Origin of the sequence: Dendrosporobacter sp. 1207_IL3150 (assembly GCF_036763085.1) — a bacterium.
Taxonomy (GTDB): domain Bacteria; phylum Bacillota; class Negativicutes; order DSM-1736; family Dendrosporobacteraceae; genus JBAIYU01.
In genome coordinates, this window is record NZ_JBAIYU010000007.1 from 1 (window position 1) to 17,966 (window position 17,966).

Genomic DNA, 17,966 nt, shown 5'->3' on the forward strand with positions numbered 1-17,966 from the left:
GGTTTGCATTAGGCTTACTTCAGATTCCGCCTCACGGCGGACACCCTTGCCCTCTGCTAACAGTTCCTACTGCCAAGCCTGTAGTGGACTCTCACCACCAAGTTATTGCCCATTCGGGGCAAACAACAAAATAGCAGGTTATTTTTAACCTGCTATTAATCTACCAAAACGTTCTTGGCATAAAGCGATCTAAAATCCTGACCGGATTGCCCATACAATCTACCGAGCCAATTTGATCGGCAATTTTTCTAACAGCCGATGTTGCTATCATTGGAATACCTAAAACTCTAGCTGCTTCTGTTATGACTTTTGCACCTTGCTGAACAATATCTACCGTAGTTTCTTCATCTAAATGGGTATTATTCAAAAGAGCATCTACTCTACCTAATGTCCCTACATATTCGAGAATACTATCTAGACTTGATGTAAAAGGTCTGGATTTATTGATAACTGCTATAATTTTCAAATGCGGGCTTTCCCAAGCACCTTCAATAAGATTAAATATCTCAGCGCCATGAACACCATATCCAATATCCATAATAATATTGCCTTTTCTTCTCAGAACCCAGCGCATCGATCCTTTGATGACGCTGCCAGCCTCCCCTAAGCCCATTGTATCGCTAGTCTCCCAGGCTACAACATCAATACCCATTTCCTCAAGTTCCTTCTTAATAGGTCTGATAGTATAACAAGGTTCAACTGTATCTAAGTCAACCAAACTTACCGGTATTCCTTGCTTGTTTAATTCAATAGCTCGATTGACAGCGTTTTCACTTTTCCCGCTAGCATATTCACCCACGTAGGCCTCGATTATCGGTTCCATATTACCTCTCAGTTATCCAGAAATATTATGCTATAAATATTTTAAACAAAATCAGCAAAATTACCCCTGGAATTCCTAAAAAACCTGCGACTAAGGCGGTAATTACATTAATACCAATCGTAAACCCGACATAGCCGCCGATTAGATTTACGACCCATAGCATTATTCCACCAATGATACCATTATAAATAAGGCGAAAAATTAACTTCAGCGGCATTAAAAACACTCTGCCTATTAGATATATAAGAATGATACCGAATGCATACGCAAATATTACATTTAATTCACCGTTAAATGCAGGCATAAACTCCCCTCACATTCACTTTATTTATCAATAAGTCGGTCTTGATTCAGGTAGAGTTGCCTGCCCTTCGGGTAGAACTCCATCTGACCTTAGTCGAACTTATCCAGAGACTTAGACGCTCGCCCGTTCCCTTTGGATAGAGCGACTTGTTTCATCGGATAAACACAACCTTACGTAATATATATTTACCATTAGATGTAATTATACCTTTATTCGTGCCCCTCTTAACATCAGGCATTCCTGATTTATGGATACAAAAAAAGACTTGTTCTCAACAAGTCTTTTTCTACGATTGTATTGATTTTATTTATTCAAGGGGTGTTTAACACTATATCTTCGACCACTTAACCCTGGATATTAGACGTTTTTTCCTCTAAATCTATTTTTGCGGCATATGGAGAGTAAGTAACACCTTGTTCGCGGGCCTGTTTAAGAAGATACATATATTTTTTCTCTGCTGCATGCATTACGTACACGGCATGATCTACCAGGTCCTTATCTGTTACAGTGTTGTAGTAATATTGAGCATTGAGGTATTCTTGTCTCGCCTGTTCAACTACCTCCGGCAAGGAAGGCATTGCAACAGGTTCTATAGCATCACCATCTACAATCCTCGAAAACACCCGATTTAAAGCTACGTTCATCCTAGCCTTCATATTCATCCCTAAGCTTATATTCATAACATCCCCTCCTAAGGCTATTTTTCCCATAGTAGAGAAACGTTAAACATAGCGACAAAAAAAACTGCTAAAAAAGCAGTTTTTTTAAAATCCATATAAGTTTAGAGTTAGAATTAAACTGTACAATTCACACTTCTATTACATTTCACGGCGATTTTCAAGCGCTTTAGATAACGTTACCTCGTCCGCATATTCTAAATCGCCACCAACAGGAAGACCATGTGCTATTCGCGTGACTTTTACGCCTAACGGCTTTAGCAATTTCGCAACATACATTGCGGTAGCTTCACCTTCGACATCAGGGTTAGTTGCCATGATTATTTCTTTTACATCACCGGAATATAGACGACTAAGTAATTCCTTGATCCTTATTTCCTCAGGCCCTACACCTTCCAAAGGCGAAAGGGACCCATGCAGAACATGATACTTCCCCTTGAAATCCCTCGTACGTTCCATTGCTGCAACATCGCGAGGTTCCTCAACAACACAGATAATCGAAGTGTCTCTATCTTGTGACGCACATATGCGACAAGGATTACTATCAGTTAGATTGAAGCATACTTCGCAATAACTTATTTTTGCTTTTGCATCTACAATAGCCTGCGTTAGTGCTTTTACTTTATCATGGTCCATTTCAAGAACATAATAAGCTAAACGCGTTGCACTTTTGGGTCCAATCCCAGGCAGAGCACGCAGTTGTTCAACCAATTTTGCTAAGGGTGCTATGTATTGCATCTATTAAAACATACCTGGTGGTAAATTTAGTCCGCCAGTAAGTTTGCCCATTTCCTGTGCCATCATATCATCTACTTTTTTGACAGCCTCATTAACAGCGGCAGCGATTAAATCTTCTAGCATTTCTACATCTTCAGGATCTACAGCGCTAGGTGCAATCTTTAAGGATTGGATTTGCTTTTCGCCATTAATTACTACCTTAACCGCACCGCCACCTGCCGACACTTCCAAGGTTCGTTTTTTTAACTCTTCCTGCATTTTTGCCATATCAGCCTGCAACTTTTGCACTTTTTTCATCATACCAGCCATATTTCCCATGTTACCCATATTTCCAAACATCTAAATTCCTCCTTGTTTATGTACTCAACTGCCTTTTTTGTATTGATTTACTGCAGCGGCAGCTAAACTCATTATATAAAGACACGGCTTTTCGCCGCGACTACGCAAAAAAAATCAAAATTCCATTATTTTTGTTAATGTCTAAGCGTTCTGAGCAAGTTTTATTCCTGCTTTATTATTTTGCCACCGAACATCTTCACTGCCTCGCGTAATGCGGGGTGATCTTCGTTAGCTTCTTGAGCTGGTTGTGATTGTTTGACTTTTTCTTCCGCTTTAGGCTTTTGAGATGGCTGAGCAGCCCCAATAACACATCGAATTTGAACCGAACTGCCGCAAATATTAGTAAGTATGCCTTCTAAAATAGCACGATAATCATCTTTTTCGGTACGTTCCTTAGGGAAGTTTGCTGTAAATTGAATCACCGCTTGCCTATCATCTAGACTAACTAAGTTCCCTTGTGCTACACATGCATGTACTGAACGTTTACCGCTGGACAACAATTCCTTAAGCATATTGTCCCAAACATCTCTAATATTACTCGGTTTCGGAACATCAGTAACAACATTTGCTTCTTTTGGTTCTGGCACTTTAGATGTCTCAGGCTGCGGTTTTTCGAACATCTGCTTATTTGGCTGTTGATAACTTTTTTCATTATAATTGCTTTGCATAGGTACTTCTGATATTGGCATCCCCTTAGCTAGCTTTTGTTCTAAAGCTTCTATTCGCCCAATAAGCGCATGTATGTTTTCATCATCCGTACGACGGCATGCAGAAATAAGCGCAACTTCGGCGGTAATACGAGGCTCAGGAGACCACTTAGATTCATTAGCAGCTTCATGCATCACTTGTATCAATTTTACTAACTCACCGTGTGTAAATTTAGCACTATGTTTTGCCAAAATACTTCTCTCATCACTATACATCTCGATATTTTCAATATCTGGAGCTGCCTTGTAAAGCATCAAGCTGCGGGCATGAAGTGAGAGTTCTAATAATATTTGTCGGATCTCTTTCCCCATGACGATTAATTCATCGAGTGTTATAATAACGGCACTAGTGTCCCGCTCCGCCAGAGCTTCAGTCATTTTCCAAACCCACTCGTGACCGACCAACCCAAGTAATTGTCTAACATCAGCAGCATTAATCGTACCACTATCTAAGGCGGCGCACTGATCAAGAACACTCAGTGCATCTCGCAAACCACCTTCGGCATGCCTTGCTATAAGTTTTAATGCATCCTCTGTTACATCTAAACCTGTTCCCTTAGCTACTTCCAGTAACCGTTCCTGGATCGCCTGTATTCCTATTCGCCTAAAGTCGTAACGTTGACACCGGGAATGTATAGTAGCAGGTATTTTATGAGCCTCAGTAGTCGCCAGTATAAATACAACATGTTTGGGAGGCTCTTCCAGCGTCTTAAGCAAAGCATTGAACGCTTCCGTTGTTAACATATGTACTTCGTCAATAATATAGACCTTATACCGCCCATCGACTGGCGAAAACTTTACTGTCTCTCTTAAATCACGAATTTCGTCAATGCCGCGATTTGATGCCGCATCAATCTCAAATACATCCATAGAGGTACCATTTGTGATTTTCTCGCAGTTTGGGCATTGATTGCACGGTATTGGTGTTGGGCCTTCTACACAATTAAGAGCTTTGGCTAATATTTTAGCTGTGCTTGTTTTACCTGTTCCTCGAGGTCCAGAAAACAAATATGCATGGGCAATCTTACCAACTTTTATAGCATTTTTTAAAGTCCGGCTAACGTGTTCCTGACCAACTAAGTTTTCAAAATCCTGAGGTCGCCACTGTCGATATAATGCTACATAAGACATATTGACATCTCCCTTTGGACGCGATATAAGCGGACCTTAAATTATATAGTTACGTTATATTATAACGTTAGTATGTCTCTACATAAATACTTCAACACTAAACAGACTTTTCCCTTTGAGCCTAAGATTCAATACATACCAAAAAGCAACCAGACAATCTGGCTGCTTAATTAATACATATTCATTTATGTTTTTAACGTCGGGCCACGGCAAATCAGGCACCCTCACGGCACATGAAGATTGTCACTTACCGTTGCTTCCTTCCAGACCTGGCGGGGTTCATGAGTCTCCATTGCGCAAGACCCAACCTGCCATGGTCCGACCTTAAAAACATCTATCAGACCCTTGGTATAGAAATAATATGGCGGAGAGAGAGGGATTCGAACCCTCGGTACAGTTTCCCGTACACACGCTTTCCAGGCGTGCTCCTTCAACCACTCGGACATCTCTCCATTAGTATACAAACTATTAATTTGTGGTGTCACTTCCGTTAATCTAACTATCCGCGACAAATGATATGTTACCATTTTAATTATTAAATGTCAACATCAATTTATATTCCATTTTTAGGTACTACTAGATAAATTAAACTATTTCATAATATAAAAAAGCACGGTGTTTGCAGCGGATCAAAACGATACTTACACATATATGTGATAATGCTTTCTATTGTATTAAGAAAACACGACTTGCGCCGAGCCTTAATGACAGCACTAGGCAATGTTGCACCTAACCTGTCTTAATAAAGTTATGCCTTTTGTTAGGAAAAAAAATGCCCCGTAAACGGGGTCCCTAATAGGGTACGAAAAAAATGCATAACATTACTAAAAGGAGTGTTCTAATGAGCAAGTGTAACTTATGGACCGATATCGTCCCGCCGGCACACTATCAGTCCCTTGCTAAAATTTATATTCTCCATCTACTATAAATATCCCTTCTATATTTTGAAAATTTTCAAAAAATTTATATAACATTAGACTTCCCTACTTATAACGCAGTAATCAAACTGCATTATATATTTCTCTTTTTAGAGCTTGTTACAGATACGTTTACTCCAACCGACCAAGATTCCACTTACATGTTATATTCGACAGATTAACACCCCACTTAGCAGCTTTTATATTACTAGCGTTATTTGGTAAAGCTATTTCTGTATTATTATTTAAATTTACTTCTTTGGACTTTATGCGGTTGTCACTTTTTCAAATACTTTACTTCTAGGAGGCTTTAGCTTGGATAATTTTTACGAAATTATAACTACAAGTAAAATTCTATGGAACCTTATTTATACTCGCTATATCTCTATGGAACTATTCTCTTTTAGATGGTTTATAACTGTTGCAAATATGGCTATTTTCTATACTCTGCTTTATTTGATTATTGATAGGAGCCGTTTAAGAGAACTGTTCTTTTTTGGCTCACTTCTTTCTGTTGGCTATGGATATGTTGACACAATTGGAACTACCACGGCTCTGTGGGCTTATAAGTCGCACTTTCTCCCCTTTAAGCCAAGCCTTATGCCTTACAGTTACACCCTTCATCCCATAATTCACATGTTCGCTTATCAATATGCAGATAACTGGCGGCGTTTTCTAATTACTAATACTTTTGCTACAGCTTTCTTTGCCTTTGTTGCTCAACCGTTCTATGCTTGGGTAGGAATTTTATGGCTCGAAAACTGGAGCTATCTCTATTCTTTTCTTATAGCTTGGTCTATCTCGTTTGTTGCAAGAGCCGTGGTTCTCTGGATGGCAAGAGTAGAACAAAACCATGCACCAAGGACAAGCCGCCTTAATCTATCCCCAGCTCTGCAACCCGCTATGAAGCCGATCGATAAAGATAATGAGCTAGATAACCACAAAAGGGAATAACCGCTTTTCTTTTGGAACTTTACAGAAATTAAATTCAATAGCAAAAGCCCTATCGCTAAAAAGAAATAAGGCTTTTTCTGTATTTCGTTCTAATAACGGTAGGGCACGAAGTGCATCCCCTGAATCATAAATATTATCTACCCCAGTTGTTGACGGTAGTAGAGCCAGTCCCACCTCCGCCAGTAAGTCCCAGTCTTGTTAAGATAGAACTGTCATAAGTAATAGTCGGTTTACTATCAATCCTAATTGAGCCATTCACATAAACCCCGCCTAGATTAGGATTTCTTGTAAAATACGTTTCCCCAGATTCTGAAATAAAGATAGTTTTTGGGGCATAGAAAGATTCATTAAACTTAAAGGGACCTGATGTAATAAACATTGACGCAGCCCCTCCAATTTTAAACGTACCTTCAGTCATACTTCCATTCGAAAACAAATAAGCCAAGGCATTTCCATAACCAGGTTTGTCATTAATTGATCCAGAATTTCTCAAAATAATATTCTGCTGCGCTTGTAAAAACGCAGTTCCACCATTCATATAGCAATTGTTATTAAATTCAATGTTTCCTTGCCTCGATATAATATTTAGTTCTTTGCCGGGGGGAGCTTGGATATAGTTGTTATTGTCATGGAATTTTATATAACTATTAGTAATGATTTCAACATTGCCAGTTTCACTTCTTATATATGAAGCTCCCATTATGTCTAATGATCCTGATATATAGATAGTAATATCGCCAGTTGCATTAATAAAGCTGCCATTATCGAGTTGTGCGTTGCCATTAACGTAAAGCGTCAGATTGCCTGTACTGGTAATAGTGCCATTAGGAAGGCCTGACTTTGTCAAACGCAAACCATTTGTTGCATAAATAGTCGTATCTGGTGCCATTACTTTGATGTTGCCACTAGAACTAGAAAGACTGCTACTATAATACGTAGATTGATTAAAATCCCCGGCACCAGTGATCTTATTAGCACCACCAGGAATAGTAGAAGGTATAGTAGGCATTTCTGGCAATTCCGGCATAGTTACTTCTAACGTACCAACATTTTCATCAGCTACTATTGAATTCTTTAGCCAATCGTTATTGCCACCACGCCAGCCACCGATGGATGGCACTGGATTTCTTACATGCAGATGATTTCCGTTTAAAAAATTAGTTGTTCCGTTTATGTATATACCTCCGGCAAAACCAATATCTCCATTAATAACAGGCACATTACCTGCTTCTATATTAGCGTTCCCTTTACTATATAAGCCGTATCTACCAAAAACATCTCCGCTGACATAAGGATTGGTTCCACCACTATTTCCAGCAACTGTGACTTGTACAGTCGCCGTCTTAGTCGAATTACGTACGTTACCAGTAGCGGTAATGGTATAAATTCCCGCTGCGGCAGGCGCCGCAGGAACAATATGTGCACCATTCAAGCTTATCCTAACGTGATATCTTCTTGCATCATTACTTAATGTTTGCCAATTTGCTGTATTAACATCTGGGTCGACCCATATCCAATCTTGTGCAGGTTGATAAAACATTGAAATAGCGTGCTTTGCTCCTGCCTCAGCTGCAAATTGCGCTTCGATATCATCGCTGCTCATCTTTGAAAATCGCAAATCACTATTAACAATAGTACTAGAAGCACTTGCTAAAATAGTTAGAAACAGCATCAACACTAAAGCTACAACTGCTGCCGATCCTTTTTGGGATTTTAACATAATGCACCTCATTGGGTTAAATTACTGGCAAAAACAACCGTTTCAATAACAAATTCATCAGATGATCTATTATCCGGGCTGTTTAACGTTGCTCTCACAGCGATAATTCTTCCATCCGCAGCATCCCTCGCAAAAGATATATTTGTCACGATATTTGATGTCATCGCGGTTGCGTCTCTCATTAGCCTGCCCTCATCTTGTCCGGATCCCAACTCTATTGTATGGTTTGCAGCATTAAGTGTATAGGTTATACTATCTTGAGTGTTTCCCTTAGTCGGCTCAGTAATTGCTGTAGCATTTCTCAAATCATCTATTATAGCATTTATAGCCACACGTGATTGCTGCGCTTCATATACTCGTTTTTTGCTAAAGTCATATGATTGAATCGATGATCTCATTATTCCTAAAACACCTGTTAAGATTATTACCATTATCGCCATACCAACTATAAGCTCAACTAGAGTAAACCCTTTTTTATTGGTTAATATTTTAAACATTACCTTGCTCCAAAATAGTAATAGGTTATGATTTGCAGTTGCTTTTCCTCTGTCGATTCGTTCCAACTCACCGTTGCTTGCACCGGAATAACATCATCAATTAATCCGGGCGGCAGATTATCCGCAGGAACAACGCCTGTTGTTACTGAAAATACTGTCCCGTGGTTTTCCTCAGCTGGTAAAATCACGTTATTTGCCCAAACCGCACTGTTTCGGTCTTGTCGTTGACCGTCGTGAACTTTGAGTCTAGAGAGCTGGTCGTTTGCAATATATGCTGCCTTAGTTAAATTATCAGTGGCTAAAGTACCCTTGGTTGTTTGCATGAATAAAGCCGCAAGTGAAAGTAAGGCTACGCTAAGTATTACCATACCAATTAATGAGTCAAAGAGTATGTACCCGTTTTGATTATTACGCATTATGACTCTACCTTTCTAATTGTTGCGGACTACAAATTGTTTTTGATTATATTTCTTCATACTATATAATACTCCTTCAATGAACACTAACAAAAGATGTTTAACTATCACTTACCGTAATATGTTTTTACAAACTGTTGTAAAACTCCATTTGCGTATAATAGGCTCATTGGTCTTCCATTCTATTTACACTTAACATAAATACACGCCGTCCTCAGGTGTCATAAAAAAACCACCGCTCCTATAGCAGACTGAGTAGTCAAACTCATAAACAGAAAAAGTCTTATCGCTAATAAAGCAATAAGACTTGAATTTATTAATGGCGGAGAGGGTGGGATTCGAACCCACGGTCCCTTTCAGGACACTTGATTTCGAGTCAAGCACCATCGACCACTCGGACACCTCTCCATATTTATTTAGAACGCCTCTGTTTAAAGAAATTTTTCATTAGCGAGGCGCACTCGTCTGCTCTAACACCTGCAGTCACATCTATACGATGGTTTAAAGCCTCATTTTGAGCTATATTGAATATAGACTCCACGGCTCCAGCTTTATAATCAGCACTGCCATAAACCAACCGATCTACTCTACTCATTACCAAGGCCCCTGCACACATTGGACAAGGTTCAATAGTGACGTATAATGTAGCTCCAGTTAAACGCCAGCGACCCAAATTTTTGCACGCTTCACGTATAGCTATTACTTCGGCATGGGCTGTAGCATCATGCCACGTTTCACGCATGTTATGCCCTTTGGCAACAACTTCATCCCCAATTACCAAAACTGCTCCAATAGGAACTTCACCGATATCGTAGGCTTTTTGAGCCTCTTCCAAAGCTAAGCCCATGTAGTAGTTATCGTTCATATATATTCCCCACTCAAATTTAAAATGGGTGCTCAGTTTTAGACAATATTACATTCAATATAATACCGTCATAATCGGCGTATATTATTATATCGTATGCAAACAAGTTATGCAACTTCAATTTAGTAGTAATTACTGGCACTAAGGGAATACCATGCTTAACTTTTGAAGCTAAATTAGACAGTATAGTAGTATAGGTGCAAAGGCTGAAGCAAATACTGCCGCTAAAGCCATAGCTGAACTAGCCATCGCCGCCCTGTCTTCACCTTCCAGTAATGACATTGCTACACCTTGAGCATGCGCAACAGTCCCTAATGCAAGCCCTCTTGCTTTAGGATTGGTAATCTTAAACCAAGTTAGCAAAGTCGGTCCTAATGCACCACCGAATGTCCCTGTTGCAACAACAAAAGCTACAGCTAACGCCGGGTCACCTCCAGCCATTTGAGCAATCTCAATCGCAATAGGCGCAGTGACCGATTTAGGTCCAGCAGAAATAATGACTTCTTTACTGAGGCCGCCAAACTTTGTTATTAATATTGCTAATCCCATTGAAACAATTGAACCAGTAGCAACACTTACGCAAATCAGAATTCCATGCTTCCTTAACAGTTCACGATTCTTGTATAGGGGGATTGCCAATGCAACTGTGGCGGGACCTAAAAGAAATGTCATTATCTCCTTCCCTGGTGCATATGCGGAATAAGGCCATTTTGCCAGCAATAAGAAAACAACAACTATCGATGTTCCTAACAAAACTATATTAAATAAAGGGTGCCCATATCGCAAAAACAAGAACCTACTTACTAAATAGGCACAAACCGTTAAAATAATCGTACTTATTATTATCATATAATCCATTTTAATTGCTCCTATTTGCAATCTGTACTATATAACCAACAGTCAAGAAGGTGATTACAGCACTTACAATAACTGCTAAGGTTAAAACAAGGCTATGTTGCAAAAAAAGATCTCCCCAATTCATTAAGCCTACTGCTAACGGGATAAAGAAAAACGACATATGTTTGAGGAGATTACTGCTGGCTATTTCGACATGTTCGATACGTACAATTCCAACCATCAATAACGCAAATAATAGTATCATTCCGACTACATTTCCCGGAATAGGTAAGCTAAACATTTGCGTAATTTGATTACCCGACCAGTAGATAATCCACAAAAATGCCGTTTGCAAAATAAATTTCACTATTTTAAGCAATCCGATTCCCTCCATAGATCAACTACCTGAGTTTACATTCTTATAATACTTTGACCTTCATGTAATAACTACCTTCTTTAGTAGCCTACGTTTGTCATATTTTTGTCATACTTGTATGCTATTCTTCAACTAAGCAATTATTCAAAGTAATGTTAATTTTAGGAGGGTTTCACGTATGAAAAAAACAGTAATTACTTTAGCTGCTTTTTTAGCTATGAATATGGGAACAGGGTTCGCTGCGCCAATTAACGATCTTAGCCAAGGGCAGACCGCTCTTGGTATCGGTACTGATACCTTTTACATAGAACATAAGCTTAGTGATAAATTTACACTAGGCTTCCAAAACAACGATTACGATAATATCGGCGATATGGAAGACATCTATGGACAATTCGGCCTCAATTCAAATTTAAGAGGAATTATCGGCAGCAGAAATTTTTCCTATGATTCCGAAGCATACTTAGGCCTAGCTGTAAACAATGCTATCGCACCTCAAGCTGATGGTTACGCATCAATAATCGCTGGAAGCAGCTTTAAGGAATTTGAGATAGGTACAAACGTTAAATTATCACATAACACAGACCTTAACCTTAATTACCATAACTTTATGCCAGACGAAGGACGCGACAGAAATGGTGTAGGTGTGGGCGCAACCGTTAAATTCTAAAAACATATTCACTAGACAACAAAAGCGTGGGTATTCAGCTTTATAAGCTTGGTACCCGCGCTTTTCTTTATTCCTATTACTTAAATACTTTAATTCGCTGCTCTAATGGCTGGAATGTCTTTTCACCAGGTAATCCCGTAGGGTTCCCAAATGGCATTTGCGCTATCAATTTCCAGTTTCCTTCAACGTTCCAAGTCTTTTTTACCTCATCATCTATAAGTGGATTATAATGCTGCAATGAAGCTCCCAGTCCTTCAATCTCCAACGCAGTCCAGATTACAAACTGCAGCATACCGGATGAATGATTTGACCAAATTGGAAAATTATCTTTATATAGAGGAAATTTACTTTGAAGCCCCTCAACAACCTGCATATCTTCGAAGAACAGAATCGATCCATAACCATTACGGAAGGAATTTATTTTTTCTTCGGTCGGAGCGAACCTTTCAGCCGGAACTATTTTCCTTAATTCATCTTTGGTAATATCCCATAATTTATCGTGATGCTGACCTAATAATATCAGCACCCTAGCACTTTGTGAATTAAAAGCAGACGGCGTGTTTAGGACTGCATCATCAATAATTTGTTTAATGCGTTCATCGGCAATCGTGATGTTTTTGTCAATCTCATAAAAAGTTCTTCTGTCTCTTACGGCAGTGAAAAATTCCTTTACCATGACAAACATCCCCCTAATCAATCTTGTACTTTAATTAATAATCGATATTACTTAGTTAAAATATAGTCCTACCACCATAATTTGTCAATATAAATGTAGTTTTATTTATTTTAGAACCATAACAAAAACCACTGACTTTCGAGCGATATCCATAACATCTGCTGCATTTAAGGGCTTAGAATTAGTTTTGCATGGAAAAGTATCCAACCCGCTGGCATTAATAAGATTGAATAAATTATTTACCTTTATACAATAATTAACATTCTGTGGTATTATACCCTGTTTCATCATTAAATTTACTGCATCTAGACTTCCACTTACTACACCAACCACTTCCGCTCGGTCATTTAGAATGGGTCCACCGCTATTACCTGGTTGGACAGGGGCACTTATCTGGTACATTCTAGGATCACCTTGAATTCCAGACATACTGCTTATAAGTCCTTCAGTTATTTTAACTTCCATGCCCATAACTGACGGCATCGGAAAGCCTACAGAATAGATTCTATTTCCTTGCCTTATATCACTAGAATTTGCCAAAATTAAAGGAGTAATAACTTTTTCTAATCCCGATACCTTAATAAGTGCTAAATCACTTTCCTTATCACTGGCGACAACGATACCAGTAAGCTGTATTTGATTATTGTATAATATTTCTATTCTATTAGCACCACTTACAACATGATTGCTAGTAACTACTATATCTGGGGTAATAAAGAACCCACTTCCGCTAAATAATGCTAACTTTTTTTCTCTAGCATCATTAATCATAGAGCTGTTCTTCATAGATTCGAGTAGTAATTGTTTCCCTACCTGATCATTACCGGAATATTGTAGACCCGCAGCATTGACCGGTAGTATTATAGCTAACAATTGAAAAACTAGAATAATGGCTGTTAATCCTATAAGTTTACGCAAACCGCTCAACCCCTTTCTCACATAAAGATCAATTAGTGAGATACCCTATGCAAGCAGGCGCAAATCGGTTACAATAGAGTGAAAATATTTGTATATTTATAAAAGGTAACATTAGCAGCCTAAATACGGGAATACTTTATATATGGAGGTCGATCTTATGGGTAAAATTTCAGATAAGAGCAGTTACAAAAATTTGAAAGCTGCCGTTAAAAGTTCAAAGTTCTTCACTACAAAACAAGCTCAAAAGAATAGTTTCAAAAATAAAAAGGCGGACTAGTCCGCCTTTTAACTTTTAGTAAAGTAATATTTACTGTTTAATAGTTTCCTTATATACTTGTTTGCCATCCTTCATTTCAATGATGACAACACCTCTAACTGCATTATGGTTTGCATCTAAGTTCATATCCCCGCTTACGCTTTTAAAATTCTTAGTAGCAGCTAAAGCTTCACGAATTTTAGCGGAGTCTGTACTATTTGCCCGTTTAATGGCATCAACTAGTAAGTTGGCTGCATCATATCCCATAGCAGCCATTGAGTCTGGCAGCTGACCGTAATCTTTCTTATACGCTTCAACAAATGCATTGGAAATAGGATTAGCGTCCTCAACTGAGTAGAAGTTAGTAAAGTATGTATTATTAAGAGGTTGAGCTCCTCCGATTTCCGCAAGTTTTGGGGAATCCCAAGCATCGCCGCCAAGAATTGGAACATCAATACCTAACTCGCGTGCCTGCTTAATAATCTTGCCAACATCCTCATAATATCCAGGTATGTATAATAATTCTGGATTTTGAGCCTTAATCTTAGTAAGAGTTGATTTAAAATCCTGATCTTTTTGTAGATATGCTTCCTCAGCTACAATCTGGCCACCACGTCCAGTGTATACATCCTTAAACACCTTTGCCAGTCCTTTGCTATAATCACTAGAACTGTCGATCAAGACTGCAGTCTTCTTCGCCTTAAGATTGTTTAAAGCGTAGTTTGCACCGACTGTTCCCTGAAAAGAATCAATAAAGCAGGCTCTAAAAGTATATTCCTTTACCTTACCAGTTCGTTCATCCACAGTTACCTTGGGATTAACAGTAGCCGCAGCTACAAACGGAATTTTATTATCTTCAGCAACTGCTGAACCGGCAATACCACAGGAACTTACTGTAAAACCTGTCACAGCAACTACTTTATCCTGGGTGATTATTTTAGTCATTGCATTAGCTGATTCTGCAGGCTCACCTTTATTATCAGCTGTTACAATTTGAATTTGCTTTCCTAAAACACCGCCGCTGCTATTTATTTGCTTAAAAGCAAGTTTTGCGCCATTAGCGGCTGAAGTTCCGTAAGACGCAGTATTTCCTGTTAGTTCATATACCATTCCTATTTTAATATCCTTGCTGGCGCTCTCACCACATCCGGCAACTAGTCCGGCCGCTAAGATGAGCACAAGCATCAAGTAACCCATACGGGAAAATCTCTTTGCCATGTCAATCCTCCTAATAATAAAAATCGTAAAACTACTAAATCATACTTAAACAAAAACATTTTATTGTACTTTGCCAATATTAGCAAGTACTTTTTCAGGGGACAAAGCAGACCTCTTCGTCATCAAATGTTGATAATATTTGTACACAAGGTGCTATATATTTAGACATACGAGTAAAAGGGGCAAGATGCTTATGAAAATTATAATAGACCCATTAGGAAGTTTAGACTGTATAACGCCTTATCAACATTCAACAGTCGCCGATCTTATCAATGCAATGGCTGAATTTTGTCAAGATCATATTGATTGCAGCGCCTGCAAGAATACCTGCTGTTCAGGTCTAACCATCTACGCCGACAATATTTTTATTGAAAAATTATCACTTGCAGCAAGTAAAACAATTATGCAAAAAGACCTTAACGATTTACCACTGCACATATTAAAACTTGATTCCACAATGAGGTGGGTGCTTCTGCCTCACACGAGCGGAGTTTGTAAATTCCTCTCTAGTAGGGGCAAGTGTCTAATCTATAATAGTCGACCGTTAGTATGTAGAATTCATACATGCCTTAAGTGTACACCTAACTTTACTACACTTAAGGACAGCTTATATTTCGCGTACCAAGAAGCCCTAAAAGTAGAGATGCAAAATTTACTTGCCGAAAAAAACAACAAGCCAAGTGATTACTGGGTTTCAAGCAATCCTCTTGTTGGACTGAAAGACTACGATACAAAAATAAGCACTATACTTAATTGGGTGGAATGTCTTAATAAACGTAAAGATTCCTAATGAAAGTTTAGTTATCAACTAATGGTCTATCTTCGAATAAAATTCCTAACAACATAGAGTACTATATACCCAATGATTGATCCGCCCGCAATCCAATTCAAGGTGGTCATATTACTGAAATCTATAGTTACTAACCATAATAATGAAAAACACAGCATAGCCCAATCTATAAATTTAATCCTAGCTTTCATCTTTTTCAATGTGAATTGAGACAAACCACATTGATTATTCACCTCCGTCCTAATAATTAATTATAGTACAGCCTAACAGCTTCAGCAATTAACAAATAAGTTTTGTATATACATCTTTCCATATAGATGAATCTTTGCCAATATTGGTATACCTTCTATGCTTTCTACGCAAGATAATATTGCAAAACAAAGGAGGAAGCAATATGGGCGAACGATTATTAACTTTATGCACACTAAGCATTATTGGGTCATTACTTTTTGTTGGCTGTTCAACTTCCCCCCAACAAAAGCCGGAACAACGTGTTGAGCAGGGAATTGACCAAGCTCAAAACATGGGTGAATCCGCAATGATTAATATGATGAACAATAATCCTGATATGATGAGAAGGGTTATGAGTTCTCCTGAAATGCGGTCATCAATGACTAAAATGATGTCTTCACCGGAAATGCGCCAGCCAGTACTCGATATTATGGCTGAACCCGAAATGAAAGATACTGTTCGCGCTATGATGAAAGATCCCCGCATCAAAACAACAGCACAAGAGGCACTAAAAAATCAATAGCTGCATAGCAAAGGAGACGACTAATTCGAGGTCGTCTCCTTTTGTGATCATAAACTATTTTTTAGTATACTAAAACACTTTGCATAACAGGTGAATATTATATAACAGAGTTATATCACTTTATGTAAAGGAGTAAATTTATGAGAAATCAAAACTTCTGGGTTAATGGTGTCGGAACTGTTACAGTAGTTCTTGAAAACCGCATCGTCTTACAGGGTCAAATTTTAAGAGATAATTGCTATTACCAGAATTTCCCCTTTCTGCAACCGAACGTCTCATTAGCAAATAACCGCTTTCTGGTTCTTGAGCTAACTTGCGATGCGGCATTAATACGTGATAATGCCCAGCTTCAAACTATCGAACCTCCACTTTACGAAGCTGGAGATATAGTAAAAGTAACTCTTGACGAAATTGTATCAATCGGACCAAGTGGCGGTTGCCCCGAAGCGGACGATGTAGATTAATAGCTACGTTCGAGCAGTACCAAACAAAACTAGTCTCATCAATAAACTTGTTCGGCGTCTGCTAAAATTCAGACGCCATTTTATTTAATAACACTAGTGTTTTTTCAGGACCACACTAACTCATCTGCTTTCTCTTATCCATATATTATTTAAGCTTCATCATCCAAGGCTTAATAATTACTCGTTGGCTAAGAACTATATTGTCCACTCATAGAAAAACAGCAACTATTAAGGCTGCGTTTTAACATAATTACATTCTAATTAATATGCTATAGTATAGATTATAAAGGAGTGTTTTAGATGTGGGCTTGCACTGGTAACAGGTATATAAGCAGCTACATTGATCCACGTTACGCATTGACAATGAATGAACACCATTATCAATACAGCATATTAAGACATCTTTCTTCCTTACCCCTAAACAAGGCAATTTATATTCAAGCAAACTTTTGTCTGGAGCGATGCAATAGACTATACCACAGACTTATATATTTCGCTAATACGCCAGCACAAAAACTAGCCGCCGAAAAAGCCTATCAATCATGTATTAAGCAGTGCGGCTGGCGACTCTTTTAAAAATATAAACAAAATATCCCTAGATTTTCTAGGGATATTTTGTTATGTAGCTGCTATTATATTATTTTCATTAGAGTCATATTAGCTTTTTAACCGAGAGCTGTCAAGGCTCTACCCAGCATAAAGAGTATGCATTTTGCTCTATTCGTTTAGGAAAAGGCATAGGGCTAATTACCTGTGTCTCAGCTCCATGCATTCCGCATATTGGGCAAAACCATGATTGAACTCTTAATTTAACCGTTTTATCTTCAAACTGATAATCTAACATTGTAAATTTTGAAGTTTTCTCATCATGCTCACACCAACGCTGTTCAACCATCGTTGCCCCTCCTAGTTACTTGCA

Annotated in this window: 21 protein-coding genes, 2 tRNA genes and 1 other RNA gene; 5 read left to right on the forward strand and 19 right to left on the reverse strand. The window is 38.5% G+C overall.

Annotation, left to right across the window (positions count from 1 at the left end; all coding sequences use genetic code 11):
* Positions 1-160: 160 nt before the first annotated feature.
* From V6C17_RS01215 to V6C17_RS01250, 8 genes are all read right to left on the reverse strand, one after another.
* The gene (locus V6C17_RS01215; RefSeq protein ID WP_333520727.1) at positions 161-823 is read right to left on the reverse strand and encodes a hypothetical protein; all 663 of its coding nucleotides are present in this window, start codon (positions 821-823) and stop codon (positions 161-163) included.
* 25 nt (positions 824-848) lie between these two features.
* Positions 849-1,127 carry a pro-sigmaK processing inhibitor BofA family protein gene (locus V6C17_RS01220; protein WP_333520728.1) on the reverse strand — a complete coding sequence of 93 codons (279 nt, stop codon included), beginning with the start codon at positions 1,125-1,127 and terminating at the stop codon, positions 849-851.
* Between the two features lie 344 nt (positions 1,128-1,471).
* Positions 1,472-1,807 carry a DUF2508 family protein gene (locus tag V6C17_RS01225; RefSeq protein WP_333520729.1) on the reverse strand — a complete coding sequence of 112 codons (336 nt, stop codon included), beginning with the start codon at positions 1,805-1,807 and terminating at the stop codon, positions 1,472-1,474.
* Between the two features lie 138 nt (positions 1,808-1,945).
* Entirely contained in the window at positions 1,946-2,542 is a 597-nt protein-coding gene (gene recR, locus V6C17_RS01230; RefSeq protein ID WP_333520730.1) for a recombination mediator RecR, read from the reverse strand.
* Between the two features lie 3 nt (positions 2,543-2,545).
* Positions 2,546-2,881, reverse strand: a complete 336-nt coding sequence (locus tag V6C17_RS01235; RefSeq protein WP_333520731.1) for a YbaB/EbfC family nucleoid-associated protein — start codon at positions 2,879-2,881, stop codon at positions 2,546-2,548.
* Between the two features lie 161 nt (positions 2,882-3,042).
* On the reverse strand, positions 3,043-4,719 hold the full coding sequence (dnaX, locus tag V6C17_RS01240) for a DNA polymerase III subunit gamma/tau (RefSeq protein ID WP_333520732.1): 1,677 nt from the start codon (positions 4,717-4,719) through the stop codon (positions 3,043-3,045).
* Between the two features lie 209 nt (positions 4,720-4,928).
* Positions 4,929-5,028, reverse strand: an RNA gene (ffs, locus tag V6C17_RS01245) — signal recognition particle sRNA small type.
* 53 nt (positions 5,029-5,081) lie between these two features.
* Positions 5,082-5,171: transfer RNA gene (locus V6C17_RS01250), tRNA-Ser, on the reverse strand.
* A 780-nt stretch (positions 5,172-5,951) separates the two neighbouring features.
* Here V6C17_RS01250 and V6C17_RS01255 point away from each other — a divergent pair.
* Positions 5,952-6,590 (forward strand): CBO0543 family protein, encoded by a 639-nt coding sequence (locus V6C17_RS01255; RefSeq protein ID WP_333520733.1) that lies wholly within the window; start codon positions 5,952-5,954, stop codon positions 6,588-6,590.
* A 133-nt stretch (positions 6,591-6,723) separates the two neighbouring features.
* Here the strand turns inward: V6C17_RS01255 and V6C17_RS01260 are convergent, their stop codons facing one another.
* The 7 genes from V6C17_RS01260 to V6C17_RS01290 form a co-directional block, all read right to left on the reverse strand.
* On the reverse strand, positions 6,724-8,310 hold the full coding sequence (locus tag V6C17_RS01260) for a pilus assembly PilX N-terminal domain-containing protein (protein WP_333520734.1): 1,587 nt from the start codon (positions 8,308-8,310) through the stop codon (positions 6,724-6,726).
* Between the two features lie 8 nt (positions 8,311-8,318).
* The gene (locus V6C17_RS01265; protein WP_333520735.1) at positions 8,319-8,807 is read right to left on the reverse strand and encodes a prepilin-type N-terminal cleavage/methylation domain-containing protein; all 489 of its coding nucleotides are present in this window, start codon (positions 8,805-8,807) and stop codon (positions 8,319-8,321) included.
* Positions 8,807-9,223: a hypothetical protein gene (locus V6C17_RS01270; RefSeq protein WP_333520736.1), complete on the reverse strand. Its 417-nt coding sequence runs from the start codon at positions 9,221-9,223 to the stop codon at positions 8,807-8,809. Before V6C17_RS01270 ends, V6C17_RS01265 begins: the two co-directional genes overlap by 1 nt.
* 320 nt (positions 9,224-9,543) lie before the next feature.
* Positions 9,544-9,631: transfer RNA gene (locus tag V6C17_RS01275), tRNA-Ser, on the reverse strand.
* 4 nt (positions 9,632-9,635) lie between these two features.
* Positions 9,636-10,088 (reverse strand): tRNA adenosine(34) deaminase TadA, encoded by a 453-nt coding sequence (gene tadA, locus V6C17_RS01280; RefSeq protein ID WP_333520737.1) that lies wholly within the window; start codon positions 10,086-10,088, stop codon positions 9,636-9,638.
* A 171-nt stretch (positions 10,089-10,259) separates the two neighbouring features.
* Positions 10,260-10,946 carry an LrgB family protein gene (locus tag V6C17_RS01285; RefSeq protein WP_333520738.1) on the reverse strand — a complete coding sequence of 229 codons (687 nt, stop codon included), beginning with the start codon at positions 10,944-10,946 and terminating at the stop codon, positions 10,260-10,262.
* Between the two features lies 1 nt (position 10,947).
* Complete coding sequence (locus V6C17_RS01290) at positions 10,948-11,304, reverse strand: CidA/LrgA family protein (RefSeq protein WP_333520739.1); 357 nt, start codon at positions 11,302-11,304, stop codon at positions 10,948-10,950.
* 175 nt (positions 11,305-11,479) lie between these two features.
* Here V6C17_RS01290 and V6C17_RS01295 point away from each other — a divergent pair, with 175 nt between their 5' ends.
* A complete protein-coding gene (locus V6C17_RS01295) occupies positions 11,480-11,971 on the forward strand; it encodes a hypothetical protein (RefSeq protein WP_333520740.1) in 492 nt (163 codons plus the stop codon).
* Between the two features lie 76 nt (positions 11,972-12,047).
* Here the strand turns inward: V6C17_RS01295 and V6C17_RS01300 are convergent, their stop codons facing one another.
* The 3 genes from V6C17_RS01300 to V6C17_RS01310 form a co-directional block, all read right to left on the reverse strand.
* The gene (locus V6C17_RS01300; protein ID WP_333520741.1) at positions 12,048-12,647 is read right to left on the reverse strand and encodes a nitroreductase family protein; all 600 of its coding nucleotides are present in this window, start codon (positions 12,645-12,647) and stop codon (positions 12,048-12,050) included.
* Positions 12,648-12,752: 105 nt separating this feature from the next.
* Positions 12,753-13,565, reverse strand: coding sequence for a S1C family serine protease (locus V6C17_RS01305; protein ID WP_333520742.1), 813 nt, complete (start codon positions 13,563-13,565; stop codon positions 12,753-12,755).
* A 307-nt stretch (positions 13,566-13,872) separates the two neighbouring features.
* Positions 13,873-15,039: an ABC transporter substrate-binding protein gene (locus V6C17_RS01310; RefSeq protein WP_333520743.1), complete on the reverse strand. Its 1,167-nt coding sequence runs from the start codon at positions 15,037-15,039 to the stop codon at positions 13,873-13,875.
* A gap of 193 nt (positions 15,040-15,232) precedes the next feature.
* On the opposite strand from V6C17_RS01310, the gene V6C17_RS01315 reads away from it, so the two are divergent.
* From V6C17_RS01315 to V6C17_RS01325, 3 genes are all read left to right on the forward strand, one after another.
* Entirely contained in the window at positions 15,233-15,829 is a 597-nt protein-coding gene (locus tag V6C17_RS01315; protein WP_333520744.1) for a YkgJ family cysteine cluster protein, read from the forward strand.
* A 394-nt stretch (positions 15,830-16,223) separates the two neighbouring features.
* Positions 16,224-16,583 (forward strand): hypothetical protein, encoded by a 360-nt coding sequence (locus tag V6C17_RS01320; protein WP_333520745.1) that lies wholly within the window; start codon positions 16,224-16,226, stop codon positions 16,581-16,583.
* A 140-nt stretch (positions 16,584-16,723) separates the two neighbouring features.
* Positions 16,724-17,047: a hypothetical protein gene (locus V6C17_RS01325; RefSeq protein WP_333520746.1), complete on the forward strand. Its 324-nt coding sequence runs from the start codon at positions 16,724-16,726 to the stop codon at positions 17,045-17,047.
* A 679-nt stretch (positions 17,048-17,726) separates the two neighbouring features.
* On the opposite strand, the gene V6C17_RS01330 is transcribed toward V6C17_RS01325, so the two are convergent.
* Complete coding sequence (locus V6C17_RS01330) at positions 17,727-17,942, reverse strand: hypothetical protein (RefSeq protein ID WP_333520747.1); 216 nt, start codon at positions 17,940-17,942, stop codon at positions 17,727-17,729.
* Positions 17,943-17,966 lie beyond the last annotated feature (24 nt).